Annotated in this window: 2 protein-coding genes; both read right to left on the bottom strand. The window is 69.4% G+C overall.

Annotated elements, in window-relative coordinates:
- Positions 1-69: 69 nt before the first annotated feature.
- Positions 70-567 (bottom strand): hypothetical protein, encoded by a 498-nt coding sequence (locus tag FHT38_RS09780; RefSeq protein WP_183491564.1) that lies wholly within the window; start codon positions 565-567, stop codon positions 70-72.
- Entirely contained in the window at positions 564-17,150 is a 16,587-nt protein-coding gene (locus tag FHT38_RS09775) for a hemagglutinin repeat-containing protein (RefSeq protein WP_183491562.1), read from the bottom strand. Before FHT38_RS09775 ends, FHT38_RS09780 begins: the two co-directional genes overlap by 4 nt.
- Positions 17,151-17,194 lie beyond the last annotated feature (44 nt).

The raw sequence follows: 17,194 nt of genomic DNA, 5'->3' as shown, positions 1-17,194 counted from the left end.
GCTCTGCTTCAACTTCGTCTCCGTGTCCTGCGCTGACTGGTTGCGCGCTTCAACGATTGCACTTTGAAATCAAGAAGCGGATAAGTCTCGACCTTTAAAACCTGGAGGCCAAGATGAATAATTCGGAACAGTCCAAAGATTTGGAGAATCAGGAAAAAACTCAAACTCCTTGTCAACTCGAAGCACGTACTGCTCGAGCGGGAGTGCCGAATATCGCTCCCCAAACAGACGCTCCCAAACCTGCCTCTGAAATGCTGCAAGATTTCTTGAGTACTCTTTGAGATCACCAGTAACCCTACAAAGATCATCAATTCCAGGAAGCCATGAATTGCTAAATGGCATATCCTGCGATATGCAAATTCGTGAGGCTTCTCGCCTCAATTCACGACCTCCTGCACTCCAATTTGCTGCATGCGGCACCAGCCACTTTCCAATAGCGAACTCCGCCTGAACAGGATTCACGAGATCAAGTGAAAAAAGCTCTTCGTCATAACCGTAATGCTCAGCCTCATGTTCCGAAAACGGCAACATAATAAGCTCAGCGTGATAAAGAGAAATTTCCTTCATGGCCTAACTCCTCGAGGATCGGGCATTTTCACACCGGAATTAAGTTGTGGGAACGATGTATACGCCTTCCCTGTAGCTTGATCAATACCTACAACGACAACTTCAGTCCAACGATATTCACCTGCGACCCCACTGGTTTGGTTCGCCGTACTGTTCGCCATATATCCTTCGCCAACGGGCCGACCAAAGTTAATAGGTATTTGCCGATCAGGGAAGCTACTAGGATTCGCAGCATATGTCGCCTCCGCCTGTTTGATCGCGTACTCCATATCGGTTTCATTGAAGTACTTCGAAGCATTTACCGGACGACCTATCTGCCCCGTCTGCGGATTAATCCCATACATCGCACGATTATATTGCTCGGTCAAACTCGTATAAGAGCCGTGCTTTTCCAGATAGTGTGGATTGCTAGTTCCATTCTGCGCATCCAGCGCCGACTTATCCCGAAGCGCAATTTCTGCATCGGCGTTTGGTGGCTTGACATATGGATCCACGCCGCCGTCGCGCTCTGCATTTTGAGATATCTTCTGTGCCGTTTTTGCTGCGACATACGCGTCCATCTCTGATTGAGACACGATCTTCGCGGTGACCATCTCATCAAGGGCTTGACCAATTTTCGGCACAAGCACGCCACCAATGCTCACTACTGCAGCGGTCCCGCCACCAACGACGCCCCCAATTACAGCTTCCTTGGCAACCTGTTTTCCATCGATCGTTCCCTTGTCAATATATTGATCACTTGCGCTAGACGTCCCTCCGACCACTGCGCCACCGATCACTGCGCCGGGAATCGTTGCTGGGGCAGTCGCAATAACAGCGACGGCAACGCCTCCCTTCACTGCATCTTTGGTCAGCGACTTCTTGACCGCAGCGTCGTATGCGTCGAGTTGAGCCTTGTCCTCTGCGCTCAGCCCGAACCGGGCGATGTTGTCCGTGTTTTGGCAACTCACTGCCGGGCAGTCCGCGATTGCCAAGCGGAACGACTGCCCGTTTGCGCTGACCGTTTGATATTGCAATCCCGTAGCCTTGCCGCCTTGAGCCAGTTCTGGATAGGTAATCTTCTTTGGCGCCAGGTCGTAGTAAGGAGAGTTTTCCCCGCCCGTGTTGGCTCGAACGAAGGCCGCAAGATCCGGATCGATATTGGACGAGTTCAGTGAGGTATTGTCGCGATTGATCTGAACGAAGCTTTTCCCGTTATCGCCCGTCGTGAACGGTGCACCCTTGTCATAGAAGGCATTGGGATCCTTTGGATCACGAATGACCATGCCGGCGGTGACATCTTCCTTGTAATAGCTATTTCCGCTATTACGCATCGCGTCTTCGATCTGCTCCTGGGTGTATTTACCCTTGCTCCTCTTCGCCAGTTCAGCAGCCTTATCGCGCTCCTTGGGGTGCAACTGCCGATTGTTGTAGTCCTGATTCAAGCCAGCTGCTGCGCCGTCGAAACCGCCACCGGCGATCGCACCGAGACCGGTAGCGAGCGCCCCGCTCGCCAGCTTTGACAGTGCCGTCGCCCAATCGTTCTTTTGATCCTCTCCCCCTAGACCCGCCTTATCAAGCCGGTCCCTGAGCGTCTCCTGAAGTGAGTTCAGTTGATCGGCCACCTTCGCGCTCGCAGCAGCGCCCAATGCTCCGCTGAGATCGCCGGTCATCGCGCCGATCACCGCATGCGCCGCCACTCGGTACTCACCGCCCTCCTCGTACTTCTTGGCTTCCTGCTCTTTGCCTTCAGCCCGCAGCTTGTCCGCCTGCTTCTTGAACTGTTCGGCCACCTCCTTCGACGCCTGCGCCCCAAACTCCGCCACGATCTGCGCATTCACCTTCACCTGCTGCGAGAGCTTCTGCCCATCCCAACCCTGCGACAGCTTGCCCGCCGTGGCATCGTTCGTCGCGCCGCGGTCCAGCTTCTCCAGCGTCGCCTGACTCGCCGCATCCCCGCTGGTGATCGTCGTGCTGCCCGCGCTGATCGTGCTGCGCGTCGTGCTGCGCTCGTCGCCGCTGTCCTTGAAGGCGCCGGCCATGCCGCCGCTCGTGCCCGCGCTCACCGTCACGGCGCTGGCGCTGAACTGGCTGCGGTTGTCGATGTCGCTGCTGGTCAGCGTGCCGGTGCTGAAGCTGTTCTTGCCCGCGTCGATCGCCGCCTGGCTGCTCGTGATCGCACCACCCTTGAGCTCGGTGTTGCCCTTCACGCTCACCTGGAAGCCGCCATCGCCGGCGCGGATGCCGGCCTGCTCGCCCACCGCCGCATAGTCCGCGTTGACCTTGGACTGGCTGAAGTTGGCGTTGCCGCCCGCCCCGTACCCGACGGTCACGCTGCCGCCCATGCTCTGGCTCTTCGAGTCGAACTTGGCCGTGTCCTGCAGGCTTTCGATCTTGAGGTTGCCGCCGATGTCGGCCACCACCTTCGGCGCCGTCACCACCGCGCCGCCCAGCGTCGTGTCCCCACCCGACTGCAGCGTCACCGAGCTGCCGCCCGTGACCTGCGTGGCCGAGTAGTTCGTGTCCTTGCCGTCCGCGTTGCCCTTGGACACGCTGGCGCTGGCGGTGAAGCCCAGCCGGTTCTCCTGGCCCAGCGAGATGCCGATGCCAATGGACGCGCTGCTGCTCGAGTCCTTGCTGTGCTGCTCGCTGGTGTTCTGCGCGGCCAGCAAGTCGATCTTGTTGTCCGCCTTGATGAACACGTCCTGACCCGCGAGCGTGCTGCCTCGGACCGTGACGTTGGAGTCCTGCCCGCCGCCGGTGGCGATGAGGCTCAGCTTGCCGTCCGCGAGCACCGAGCTGCCCGCGGTCTGGTTCGCCTCGTTGTGCTGCGAGCTCTTGCTCTGCTGGCTGCCCACCGACAGGCTGATGCGGATGCTCTGCTCCTGCTGCGCCTTGGCCAGGTCGTTGAACTTCTGGATCTCCTCGACTGCCTGCTTGGCCTTGGAGATCGCCGTGGCCGCCGCCAGCGCCTTCATCCGGTCGTCCTGCGTCTGCGTGACGTGCTCCCCGGCCTTGATGGCACCCATCGCCGCATCCACGCCCGGTGCGCTCAAGGACAGCGACAGCCCGCTCTGCCTGAACTTGGTCTCCGTGTCCTGCGCCGACTGGTTGCGGGCCTCCACGATGTCGATGGACTTGCCCTTGATCGTCACGTCGCCCTGCGGCGCCTGCACCTCCGAGCCCACCTGCCGGTACTTGCCGCCGGCGTAGATGTCCACGTCCCCGGCCACGCTGGCCACCACCGAGCCCTGGTGCGTCTCCTGGCTCGTCTTCGTCGCCTGCGACAGTTCCTGCTTGCCGATCGTCACCCCGATCCCGCCGCCGCTGAACAGCCCCGACTTCACCGTCTTCTTGAACTGCTCCGTGTCCACCGAGTTGGTGACGCCATCGATGGTGATGTCGCGGTCGGCGATGAGCTTGGTGCCGTTGTCCGACACCGCCTGCGCCGCGGCCAGCGTGATGTCGCGCCCGGCCACGATGTTGACCGTGTCGCCCGACAGCGTCGTGCCAATCGCGGTCGTCGTGTCCGTCTTGTTGTAGGTCGTGACGGTCTTCTTCTTGAACAGACTCTTCTTGGTCTTCTGCGTCATCTCCTCGACGACCTTGTTGGCCTCGCCGGCCAGCAGCTCGACGTCGCGCCCTGCGCTCAGCGTCACCGCGCCTTGCGCGCTGGCGATCTGCGCGGCCGTGGCGCTCAGGTCCTGCCCAGCCTTGAGCAGCACCGCACCCTCGGCCTTGATCTCCGTGCCCACGTCCTGGCGCTGGCTTTCCTTCTTGAAGTTGGTCGCGTTCCAGACCTGGTCGCGCGAGCTCGAGGTCTGCACCGTGCTCAGCGTCAGGTCGCGCCCGGCGGCCACCATCACGCCGCCTTCGGCGCCCGCGCCCTCCGCGCCGCCCTGCGTGATCTGCACCGCCTGCAGCTGCGCGTCGCGCCCGGCCTGCACCACCATCACGCCGCCCGCGGTGAGCGAGGCCACCTGGTCCAGCACCGTCGCCTTGGTCGTGACGTTGCCCTTCACCGTGCCGCCGCTGGCCGTCGTGCTCTGCATGACGACGTCACGCCCGGCCACCAGGCTCATGTCGCCCGTGGCCGCCAGCTGCCCGCCGATGTTGCGCAGATCCTCGCGCGCCGTCAGCGCCAGCGTCGTGGCGCGCATATCGCCAGTGTTGGCGATGTTCTGCGCCTGGATGGCCACCGCCCCGCCGCGCACGCTGCCGCCGTTGTTGAAGTCGCCCGTCAGCGCCATCTCCACCCGGCCGCCGGCGATCAGCGAGCCGCTGGGCAGCAGGTCGCCCTCGCGCGGCACCAGGTACACCTGCGGCACCAGCACGCGCTGCGTCGTGCCGTCCGCCAGCGTCACCGTCTGCTCCACCAGCCACACCAGGTCGCTGGTGAGCTGCGTCATCTGCTCGGCGCTCAGCGCCACGCCCGGCACCAGCTGGTGCTCCTTGGCGAAGGTCGCGCCGTTGGTCAGCAGCGCGCGGTACATCGACTCGTCGTCCGCGTAGCCCGACAGGTAGCCCGTGCCGGTGAGCTGGCCGATCTGCTCGCGCACCAGCCGCTGCTCGTAGAAGCCGTCGCCCAGGCGCTTCTGCGTCACGGTGGGGTCCAGCGCCATCTGCTGCAGCAGGAAGTCGCTGGAGAGCCACTCGCGGTAGTTGGCAAAGCGCGGGTCCGTCTCGACCAGGTACTTGCCGCCGGGCTCGCTGTGGGTCTTGAACAGGCTGTTGGAGGGCAGCGTGAGGTTGGGCATCACGCCGAACAGGCGGCCGCCGACGCTCAGGCCCGAGACCCTCAGCGCCGCGTTCTGGGCCGAGCCCGGCCGGCTCGTCGAGCCGGCCTGCGTCGTCACCTTGCCGATCTGCGTCGTGGCCTTCTGGTCGGTCTGCGCGGACGCGTCGACCTGCGCGGCCGACGCGGCGCGGGCCCGCTGAAGCAGGCCGGCGAGACCAGTTCGCGCCGTGCCCTGCACCTGTTGCGTCGTGCTGTTGGCCTGCGCGGCATCGATCGCCTGCCCATCGCGGAACTGCGTGGTCACGCGCGCGCCTTGCAGGTCCTGCGCCGAGCCCGTCTGCACCGCGTCGCCATCGCGCTCGTGACGGAGCGTCGCCTCGACCTGCGCGCCCGCGTCGCCGGACTGCGCGGCGGCGATGGCGCGCTCGGTCGCGGTCGCGCCACTGCGCTGGATCGCCTGGACCACGCCGGCGCCCGCGGCGCCGTTGCCCGTCGCCACTGCGTTCGACGCGATCGCGCTGCCCACTCGCACCTGCGCATTGCCTTGCGCGTTGGCCTGCGCGGCAGCGCCCTGCTGCACCTGGCGGATCAAGCGGGTGAGGAAGCCGCCAGTACCGGCGCCACCGCTCGCGTTGGCGGAAGCACCGCCTTGCGCCTGTTGCGGCGAGGCACCGCCCCCGGTGCTCACCGCACCAGCGCCCTGGCGACCGCCGGGCGCTTGCGACACCTGCCCCACCACCGGCGCACCGCCCGCCAGCGAGAGATTCACCGTATGCGCCACGCCCTGCGTGTCGACGGCCGTCACCGTGTGCGGCACGTTCGTGACCTGCCCGCCGGTGATCGCCACGCCGGTCATGCCGACCACCTGGCTCATGTCGTTGTTGATCGTGCCGGCACCGATGCTCAAGGTGCCGCCCACGATGATCTTGGCCGCGAGCGACTGCGTCAGCGGCGCGCCCGCGTCATTGCCACCGAATGCCTCCCACGAAACGATCCGGTGGGTGCGATGCGTCCGCGCGTAGTCGCTCACCACCTCCTGCGCCGTGCGCCCGTTCATTGGAACGGCAAGGTCTTCGATCGGCCCGTTGTTGATCGAGTAGACGATGCTGACAAATCCTTCCGAGCCCGGCGTGTAGTTGCCCCACATCAGGTACGGGTTGACGTTGTCGATGCGGTTGGCCGTCAGCATCAGGTTGCTGCGCGCCTCGATCGTGGCGCCGCTGTTGAGCAGCGTATCGCCGGAGATCGTCATGTCCCCGCCGGCGCGGATGAAGGCCGCCGAGGCCAGCGTTCCCTGCCCGGTGCCCTGCCCCGTCCCAACGCCCTGCAGCACCGTCCTGTTCACGATCCCACCCGTCATCTGCAGCGCCAGCGCGCGGCTGGCCTCGATGGTCGAGTTCTCGTTGAGCAGGCTCGCGCCCGCGAGCCGCAGGTCGCCGTCCGCGAAGATCAGCGCCCCGTCCGTGTTGGAGATCTCGCGCGTGAGCTGCGCGTCGATCGAGCGCCGTCCCGCGATCACCGCCGCCACGCCGCCCTCCGCGCCGTTGACCAGCGCGCCACCGTCGATGACCACGTCGCCGCCGTAGATCCGGCCCGTGCCCAGGTTGACCAGCCGGTCCGAGGTCAGCAGCACGCCGTCGCCGTCGATCAGGCCGCGGTTGGTGATCTTCCCCGCCGCGGTGAGCAGCGTGTTCACGCCGCTGAGCTCGCCGCTGGCCGCGTTGTCGATGTTCTGCGCCGAGATCGACAGCGTCCCGCCGCTGCGCAGCGTGCCCTGGTTGGCGAAGTTGCCCGAGACGTCGAGCACCATGTCGCCCGCCGACTGGAACTGGCTGCTGGCGCCGTAGACGAAATCGCCCACGAGCTTGACGCTCATGCCCGCGCCGCTGCTGATCTGCCCGCCGACACCGCCGGCGAGCTCGCGCAGGTTCAGCCCCATCGCGCTGCCCGACCAGATGCGCCCGCCCGCGTTGTTCAGCGACAGCGCCGACACCGACGCCCCATCCCCGATCGTCTGCGTGCCCGACGCGCCCAGTGCCCCGCCCGCGTTGTTGAGCGACTGCGCGATCGTCAGCCCCAGGCTCCCACTGGCCAGCACCTGACCGCCGATGTTGTCCAGCTGCTGCGCGCGCACGTTGACGGCGCCGCCCTGGATACCCTGCCCGGCGCCGCCGGTGTTCGTGTTGTCGATGCGACCCGCGGCCGTGAGGTTCAGCGTGCTGCCGCCGTAGATCAGCCCGCCCTGGTTGAGCACCTGCTGCGCCGACGCGTCCAGCGTCTGCGCGCCGATCAGCCGTCCACCCTGGTTGTCGAGCGTGCCGCCCACCGACACCGTCAGCGCCGAGGCCGACAGCTCCGCGCGGTTGACCAGCTGGCTCAGGTTCACCTGCGCCGACGTGCCGGCGCTGATGCCCTGCTCGTTGGTCAGCGTGCCGGCGTTCAGCGTCATCGCGCCCTGCGCGCGGATGCCCGTGGGCGTCGTCACCGAGCCGTCGCGCGTGTTGTTCAGCGCCGCGCCATGCGTCTGCACCGACAGGCCGCCGCCCGATTGCAGCAGCCCACCGCGGTTCTCCAGCGTGCCGCTGTCCACCGTCAGCGACTGCGTCGCAAGCAGCCGGCCGCCGCTGTTGTCCAGCGTCTGTCCGCGCGCATCGATCACGACCGCTGCGCCCGAGACCTCGCCCCGCGCGTTGATCATCGAGGCCGAGCCCAGATCCGCCGTCTGCCCGGCCTGAATGGCGCCGGCCGTGTTGTCGATCGCGCCCTGCGCGCGCAGCGTCACGCCGCCTTGCAGGCTCGAGATCCGGCCCTGCTGGTTGCCCAGCGTCGCCGCGCTCAGCGACACGCCCTGCTGCGCGAGCAGCGTGCCGCCCGCGTTCTGCAGCGCGCCGCCCGTGGTGACGCTCAGCGCGCCGTCGCTGCCAGCCCAGCCGCCGCGGTTGTCGACATTGCCCGCGTTCAGCGTCATCGCCGCGCCGCTGCGCAGGCGACCGCCCTGGTTGTCGAGCGTGCCGCCGATGGTGGCCTGCAGCGTCGAGTCGCTCTGCATCAGGCCGTTGCCGCCGTTGAGCAGGCTCGCGCCGCGCACATCGAGCGCGCCCGCACTGGCCACCGTGCCGCCCCGGTTGTCGATGCCGCCCGTGAGGTTGAGCAGCGCCCCGCCATTGCTGACGAGGTTGCCGCCGCGGTGGTCCAGGCTGCTGCCCGACACCGTCACGCCGGTGCCCTGCGTCTGCGCACTGGCCAGCGTCACCGCGCCGGTCGCGGCGATCGTCACCGCGCCGCTCGCGAGGATCTGGCCCGAGCTGCCATCCAGCGAGCCCGTCGTGACCGTCAGCGGACCGCTGCCCGCCGCCATCAGCGTGCCGCGCACGTTGTCCACCGACTGCGCCTGCAGACGCAGGCCGGTGCCGGCCGCCTGGATGCGGCCATCGGTGTTGAGCAGCTGGTTGCCGATCGTCGCGGTCAGCGCGCCGGCCGCGCCGGTCTGCGTCAGCGAGCCGCCGACATTGCGCCAGTCCGTCGTCGCCGTGATGCCGACGTTGGCGCCGCTCAGCGTCGCCGCGTCCGTCGACAGCAGACCCGCGCTCGCGAGCATCAGGTCACCCGCGACCGCGACGATCGCGCGGTCCAGGCGCAGCGCTCCCAGGCCCGATGTGCCGGTTGAGTTCATCGACACCGACGCCGCCTGCAGACGGCTGTCCTGCAGCTGCAGATCGCCGCCGCGCAGCGTCATCGTGCCCGCGGCCAGCATCGATCCGGCCGATTGCAGCGTGCCCGTCGTGCGGACCGTCAGGTCGCCTTGTGCGCCGAGCGAGTTGTCCGGACGCAGGCCCGCGGCCAGCGTGCCGGCGCCCGCCAGCGCGGGCGCGTCCACGGTCAGCGCGCCCTGCGCGCCGATCAGGCCGTTGTTGGTGAGCGTCTGGCCCGCGTTCACCATGACGTTGCCTTGCGCGTAGATGTTGCCGCTGTTGCTCAGCGCGCCGGTCGTCGTCAGCCGCGTGTCCGCGCCCGATTGCAGCGAGCCCGCGTTCGTCACCTGGCTCGCGCCGATGGTCAGCGCGGTCTGCGCGTTGATCAGGCTCTGCGCGCCGTTGGTCAGCGTCCCCAGCGTCAGGTCAACAGCACGAGCGCCGAGTTGGCCGCCAGTGTTGTCCAGCGACGCCGCCTGCGCGCGCAGATCGCCGCCCGCGCCCATCGCGCCGCCGGTGTTGTCGATCGCCCCAGCGACGCGCAGCTGCGCATCGCCGCCGCTCAGCAGCTGGCCGCCTTGATGACGCAGGCTGTCCGCCTGCAGCGTCACCGTGCCGCCCTGCGTCTTCGCCTGGCTCAGATCGACCGCGCCCGTCGCCGTCAGCGTCACCGCGTGCGCGCCGAGAATCTCGCCGCTCGCGCCGCTCAGCGTGCCGGTCGTGAGGCTCAGCCCCTCCGCGCCCGCGTGCACCAGACGGCCGCTCGCGTTGTCGATCGATCCCGCGTTCACCGTCAGCGTGCGGCCCGCCGCGGCGATCTCGCCGCGCGTGTTGTCCAGCGCGCCCTGCAGCGTCGCGCTCAGCGCGCCGGCCTGGCCGGTCTGCGTGACCACCCCATCGACGTTGGACCAGCGCTGCGCCGTCACCGACAGCGTGTCGCCCGAGATCGACGCCGCGCCCGTGTCCATCGCGCCCGCCGCCGACATCGTCAGCGCCCCCGACGACGCCAGCGTCGCGCGGTTCAGGCGCAGGTCGCCGGTGCTGGCCGTCAGGTCCGCGCGCTGCGCCTGCAGCTTCGCGTCCTGCAGCTGCAGCGTGCTGCCCGACAGCGTCATCGCGCCCGCGGCCACGGTCTGGCCGCTCTGCTGCAATGCGCCGCTCGTGCGCAGCGTCAGATCGCCCTGCGTGCCGAGCGTGTTGTCCGGTTTCAAACCCGCGACGAAGCCGCCGCTGCTCGCGATGCTCGCCGCCTGCACCGACAGCGCGCCCTGCGCCGCCAGCATGCCGCTGTTCGTCAACGCGCCATCGGCGGTGATCGTCAGCGGGCCGCGTGCGTACGCGCTGCCGGTGTTGCCGAAGGCGCCATGTGCCGTCAGCTCCAGCGCCGCCTGCGACTGCAGGCTACCGGCGTTGTCGAGCTGGCCGGCTTCGATCGTCAGCGCCTGCGCCGAAGCGATCAGGCCCTGACCGCCGTTGAGCAGCCGGCCCGCCGTGCTCAGGCTGACCGCGCGGCCGCCCAATTGGCCATCCGTGTTGTCCAGCGAAGCCGCGACGATGCGCAGGTCCTCGCTCGCCTGGATCAGGCCGCGCGTGTTGTCCATCGCGCCGCCGACGGTGAAGGCCGCGCCGGTCTGGCTCAGCAGCTTGCCGTCGCGATGGCTGAGGCTGCCCGCATTCACCGTGATGTCGCGAGCCTGCGTCAGCGCGCCGTCCAGCGTCAGCGCGCCGGGCGTCTGGATCGCCAGCGCGCCCTTGCCCAGGATCTCGCCGCCGGTGCCATCGAGCTGCTGCGCGCTCAGCGTCAGCGTGCCGGTGCCGGCATGCAGCAGCGTGCCTTGGCGGTTGTCGATGCGCACCGCGGCGAGCGTCACGTCCGCCGCGTTGGCCGCGATCGAGCCGCCCTGGTTGATCAACGCCTGCGCCACCGAGACGCGCAGCTCGCCATCCGCCGCGCTCTGCGCGAGATCGCCGCCGGCGTTGCGCCAGTCGGTCGCCGTGATCGACACCGAGCCCGCGCCCAGCGTCGCGCCGGAGCTGTCCAGCGCATTCGCCGCGGACAGCGTCAGGCGTTCGCCGCCAGCCACGGTCGCGCGGTCCAGGCGCGCGTCGCCAGCCAGCGCCGTCATCGTCACGCGCTGCGCCTGCACGCGGCTGTCCTGCAGCGCGAGCCTGGCGCCACTCATCGTCAGCCCGCCGCCCGCGAGCGCTGTGCCGCTCTGCTGTAGCTGACCGCTCGCGGTCAGCGCCAGGTCGCCGCGCGTGGCGAGCGTGTTGTCGGCGTTCAGGCCAGCGGCGAAGGCGCCGCTGCTGGCGATGTCGCGCGCCTGCGCGATGAGCGCGCCCTGCGCCGCCACCGTGCCGGTGTTGACCAGCGTGTCGGCGTTCAGCGTGCCATCGCCCTGAGCGCGGACGGTGCCGCTGTTGCGCAGTGCATCGCTCGCGCGCAGGTCGAGATCGCCGCCCGCCTGCATCGAGCCCGCGTTGCTCAGGCTCGCCACGTCCGCCGAAAGCTTCCCGCGCGCCGCGATCAGGCCAAGGCCCGCGTTGTCGATCGTGCCGCCCTTGAGCGTCACGTCCACCGCGCCGAGCTGGCCATCGCGGTTCGTCAGCGTGCCGGCATCGATCGTCAGGCTGCTCGCGCCATGCACCAGGCCGCCGGTGTTGTCGAGCTCACCGCCAACGGTCAGCGCCGCCGAGCTCTGCCCGAGCAGCTCGCCGCCACGCAGCTTGAGATTGGCCGCGTGGACCGTCACGCGGTCGCCTTGCGCCGTCGCGCCGCTCAAGTCGGCATCGCCCGCGATGTTCAGCGCCAGCGTGCCATTGCCGGCGATCGTGCCGTTGACGCCATTCAGCGTCGTCGCGTCCACACGCAGCGTGCCGCCCGTCGCGCCCGCATGAATGATCTTGCCCGCGCCGCTTTCGATGCGGTCCGCCGACAGCGTCAGCGCCGTGCCATTGCCCGCGATGCGCCCGCCCTGGTTGTCCAGGACGCCGCTCAGCGTCGCGGTGAACTGGCCCGCGGCATCCGTCTGACCGATCTGGCCGCCGGCATTGCGCCAGTCGACCGCCGTGATGGCGACGCTGGCGCCGCTCATGCGCGCGCCCTCGGTGTTCAGCGTGCCGCTGCTGCGCAAATCGAGCAGATCACGCACCGACAGCAGCGCGCGGTCCAGGCGAAGCTCGCCGCCACGCGCATTCAGCGCGATCGACGCGGCCGTGGTCTGGCTGTCCTGCAGCAGCAGCGACGCGCCCTCGAGCGTCGCGCGGCCCACCGCCTGCGCGGTGCCCGAGTGCTGCAGCGTGTGCGCCGCGGACAGCGTCAGCTCGCCCTGCGCCGCCAGCGTGGTGTCCGGCTTCATGCCCGCGGCGAAGGCGCCGCTGCTGGCGATGCTGTCCGCCCGCACGGTCAGGTCGCCCTGCGCCGCGATCAGGCCGGTGTGCGTGAGCGCGCCGCCCGCCGTCACCGTCATCGCCCCCTGGGCGTAGAAGCTGCCGGAGTTGTCCAGCACGCCGCTCACGCGCACCGAGGCATCGCCCTGGCTGAGCAACTGGCCCTCGCGATGGCTGAGGCTGCCCGCGTCGAGCGTGATCGTCCGACCCTGCGTCTGCGCGCGGTCCAGCGTCGCCGCGCCGGTCATGGTCAGCGCGAGGTCGCCGCTGCTGGCGATGCGGCCGTCCGCGCCCGACAGCGAGCCCGCCGAGATCGTCAGCGCGTCCGCGCCGGCATGCGTGATCGCGCCGCCGCGGTTGTCGAGCTGACCCGCGTTCAGCGTGGCCGACTGGGCGTTCGCGCCGATGCGGCCGCCCTGGTTGTCGATCAGTCCGGCCACGTCGACGCGCATCGCGCCCGCCGCGCCGGTCTGCGCGAGCGTGCCGCCCGCGTTGTACCAATCGGCGGCCGCGATCGCGACGGAGCCGCCGCTCAGCGTCGAACCCGCCGTGTCCAGCGCGCCGGAGGCCGACAGCGTCAGCTGCCGCGTTGCCGCGACCGTCGCCTGATCGAGCGCGAGGCTACCCGCCAGCGCCTGCAGCGACACCGAGCCGGCCTGCGTCTTGCTGCCTTGGAGCGCGACGCTGTCGGCACTGAACGTCAGCGCGCCACCCGCCACGGAGGTGCCGCTCTGACGCAGTTGCTGTGCGGTGATCGTCAGGTCACCGCGATCGCCGACGGTGTTGTCGGCCTGGAGCCCCGCCGCGAAGCTGCCGCTGCTGGTCAAGGTGCCAGCGGTGATGCGGGTGCTGCCGCTCGCGGCCACGGTGCCGGTGTGATCGAAGGCGCCCGCATCCACGCGGACATCGCCCTTCGCGGTGATCAGGCCAGCATTCGTCAGCGCGGCGCGAGCCGTCAGGTCGACATCGCCTGCGGCTTGCAGCTGGCCCGCGTTGTCGAGGCGATCAGCGTTCACCGTCAGGCTCGAGCCCGAAGTCACCAGGCCCTGTCCCGCGTTGTCGATCGCGCCTGCGCGCAGCGTGACCGCCGCGCCGCCGATCTGGCCGTCGCGGTTGGTCAGCGTCGCCGCCTGCAGCGTCACCGGGCCGCCGCCCTGCACCAGGCCGCTCGTGTTGTCGAGCGCCTGCGCGGCCGTGAGATCGACCGCGCCCTTGGCCACCAGCTGCGCGTTCTGCAGCGACAGGCTGGCGGCGTTCACCGTGATGCGGTCGGCTTGTGTCTGCGCCTGGCTCAGGTCGGCGGCGCCGCTCGTGCTCAGCGTCAGCGCGCCGTTGCCGAGGATCTCGCCCCGCGCGCCGGCCAGCGTGCCGGCGTCGATGCGGAGTTCACCCGCGGCTGTGCCCGCATGGACGATGTGACCCGCCGTGTTGTCGAGCTGCTGCGCCGACAGCGTCAGCGCCGTTCCGTTGGCGGTGATGCGACCGCCGCGGTTGTCGAGCGCGCCCGTCACCGTCGCCGCGAGGCGACCCGTCGCGTCCGTCTGCGAGAGCTCGCCGCCGGCGTTGCGCCAGTCGGCTGCCGTCAAGCTCACCGAGCCACCGCTGAGCTGCGCGTTCTCGGAGACGATGGCGCCAGTCGCGCCCAGGTCGAGCGCGCCGACCGAAGCCATCGCCGCGCGATCGAGGCGCAGGTCACCCGCCTTCGCCTGCGCGGTGACGCTCGCGGCCTGCGTGCGGCTGCCTTGCAGCTGCAGCTCGGCGCCTTCGAGGCGCGCGGCGCCGCCGGCCAGCGTCACGCCGCTGTGCTTCAGCGCGCCCTCGGCCTTCAGCGACAGGTCGCCCGCGGTGCCGACGGTGTTGTCCGCCCTCAGGCCCGCGGCGAAGGCGCCGCTGCTGTCGATGGCGCCGGCATGCACGTCCAGCGCGCCGCCCGCGGCGACGGTGCCGCCATGCGTCAGAGTCCCCGCGTCGATCGAGGCCGCGCCCGCCGCGCGGATCACGCCGGCGTTGGTCAGCGCGTCGGCACGGACGCTCAAGTCGCGCGAGGCCACGATCAGGCCGCTGCCGGTGTTGTCGACCTGCTGTCCACGCACGTCCACGCCGCGGCCGCTCAACTCGCCATCGCGGTTGTCGAGCTGGCGCGCATCAACGCGCAGATCGCCGCTGGTCGACAGCACGCCCCCCTGGTTCGCGAGCGACTGCACGGTCATCGTCAGCGCGTCGCCCGAGGTCGAGAGGCGGCCGCCGGTGTTGTCGACGCCCTGCGCCGTCAGCGTGAGGCTGCGCGCGTTCGTCTGGATCTGGCCCTGGCGGTTGTCGAGCTGGCCCGTCAGCGCGACGTTCCAGTCGCCGGTGCCGCTCATCGCGAGCTGGCCGCCGGCATGGCGCCAGTTCTGCGCCTGCAGCGTCAGCGACGAGGCGCTCATCCGCGCGCCTTCCGTGACCAGGTCGCTGGCCGTGCTGATGCGCAGCGCATTGGAGGCCTGCAACTGCGCGCCGGCCAGGTCGATGCCGGCGGCGTCGAAGGCGGCGTCGGCGGCCAGCAGTTGACCGCGCAGCAAGAGCTCGGAACCCGCCGACATCGACAGCGCGCCCTGCGTACCCACGCGTCCGTCGCTGCCCAGGCCGGCCGCGACGGTCGCGGCGGCGCCCGTCTGGAGGCGCCGGGCGGCGCTCGCGTTCAGGTCGCGTTGAGCGGCGAGCAGGCCGCTCACGCTGAGGTCACCGCCGGACGTGGCGCTCACGTTGCCGCCATAGATCGAGCCCCCGAGCACGGCGCCGTCACGCGCGGAGAGGGCGAGCGCGCCGCCTGCGCGCACTTGCGCGTCGGAGGCGATGGAGGCGGCGTCGACGGACAGGCCGTTGCCGGCGGCCAGCCGCGCGTTCGCGTCCTGGCGCAGCGCGCCTTGCAGCTTCAGCGTGACGTCCTGACCGTCGATCGACCCGCCCTGCTCCTGCACGAGCGAGCGCGCTTCCACGGAGATGCCGTCGCGCGCCGCGATCGCGCCCGCGGTGTTGACCACGTCGGCCTGGCCCTGGATCACGATGCCGCCCGCGGCGGCGTTCAGTTCGCCGCGATCGTTGCGCAGCTCGGTGCCGGCCTGCAGCGTCACGCCGCCATCGGCGGCGATGCGCGCGTCGCGGTTGTCGATGCGGTCCGCGCTCAGCGTCGCGGCGCCGGCCGAGCGCAGCGACGCGCGTTGCTGGCTCAGCGTGCCATCCGCCTTCAGCGAGATCGACAGCGCCTGGACATCGGCGCCATCGAGCATCAGCTGCGCCGAGCGCGCCGACAGCGCGCCGTTGGACAAGAGCGTCGCACCGGTCAGCATGAGCGCACGGGCGTCGAGCGTGAGGCCGCCGGTGCCGTACTGCTCGAGGCTGGCGCCGACGCCGCTGAAGGTATCGGCCACGATGGAGAGCGCGGCGCCGTTGCTCGCAAGGCGCGCGCCATCGGCGGTGATGGTCGTCGCCTGCACGGCCAAGCCGTCGCCCGCGAGCAGTTGGCCCAGCTGCGTCGCCGACTGGGAGGCGGTCAGCGACAAGCTGCCGGCTCCGGCGACGATCGCGCCATCCGAAGTCATGCCGGCGACGGTCGCGCTGCCGGCTTCGCCGCTCAGCTGCGGCGCCTTGAGGTCCACGCTCCCACGCGAAGCGAGCCATCCCGCGTTGCGCACGCCCGTGTTGGACTGCACCGTCAGCGACGGCGTGCCGTTGGCATCGGCCTCCTGCGCGTAGACGGTGCCCGTGTTGTCCAGCCAGCCATCCGCGCGCAGCGTCAGCTGCCCACCGACGATCTGCCCAGCCTGGCGCACGCCCAGGCCCGCTTCCGTGCCGACCAGCGTGATCCGCTGTGCATAGATGCCGCCCAGCGCCGTGCTGTCGAGCGCATAGCGCGGACGCTCGCCGTTCGGCGTCAGCGCTTCGCCCGCGCCATTGCCGGCGGCCGCGCCTTCGACCGTCATCACCTGCGTGCCGGTCTGGATGCGCGCGTCCTTGGCCCACAGGCCGGCGTTGAGTTCGACCGCCCGCGCCAGCAGCGCGGTGTAGTCCGTCTGCGAGCCATCCAGCCCCTGCCCATCGATGCGGATCAGCCCGCCCTGCACGCCGTAGCCGGCGATGCTGCCGTCGGCGTTGAAGCGCGGCGTGCCCGTCGTCAGCACCGCGGCGCTGGCGTTGATGAAGCCGCCGCCGTCCACCTGGATGCCGGCCGGGTTGGCGATGATCACCTCGGCCCGCTGCCCCGCCACTTCCACGTAGCCCTTGAGCTGGCTGGGCGCGCTGCTGTTGACCTCGTTGAGGATCACCCGCGCGCTGCCCTTGGCCAGCCACGGGTTGCCCTGCACGAAACCGCCCAGCTGCGTGCTGGCATCGGTGCGCGAGTTGTTCAGGATCACACCCTGCCTGTCGACGTCGAACTGGCTGTAGGTGTTGCGCGAGACGCCGGCCGCGCTGGGTGTCTGGATGTTCACCTGCACCGTGCCGTTGGCGCTGTTGACCACCGTCGGCTGCTGCTGCTTCGGCGCATTCGGATCGGCCTTGACCTGGGCCAGCGCCTCCGGCGCCAGCGTGATCACCGCCCCCATCGCGAAGGCTGCGGCCAGCGCGAGCAGCGCCGGCGGGCCACGCGAGATCGCCGGCACCACCTCCGCGGCGGCCAGCGCGCGACGCGCCGGTGCCGCACTCTCCCCGCTGCCGCCCTTGGTCTGGCTGACGGCGGTCTCGGCCACGGCCATCAGTTGGCCACGTTGCTTGTTGAAGACGATTCGGTACTGGAGACGGTTCATCGTGAGCTCAACGGAGAAATTGGGGAGCGAGGGATCCGGGTCAG

Origin of the sequence: Mitsuaria sp. BK041 (assembly GCF_014193085.1) — a bacterium.
Taxonomy (GTDB): Bacteria; Pseudomonadota; Gammaproteobacteria; order Burkholderiales; family Burkholderiaceae_C; genus Roseateles.
This window is presented reverse-complemented; position numbering and strand designations above follow the sequence as displayed.

What these genes read in the sequence shown, in the direction of transcription:
- FHT38_RS09775 (WP_183491562.1), bottom strand. Translation starts at nt 17,150, where the DNA reads ATGAACCGTCTCCAGTACCGAATCGTCTTCAACAAGCAACGTGGCCAA.
- FHT38_RS09780 (WP_183491564.1), bottom strand. Translation starts at nt 567, where the DNA reads ATGAAGGAAATTTCTCTTTATCACGCTGAGCTTATTATGTTGCCGTTT.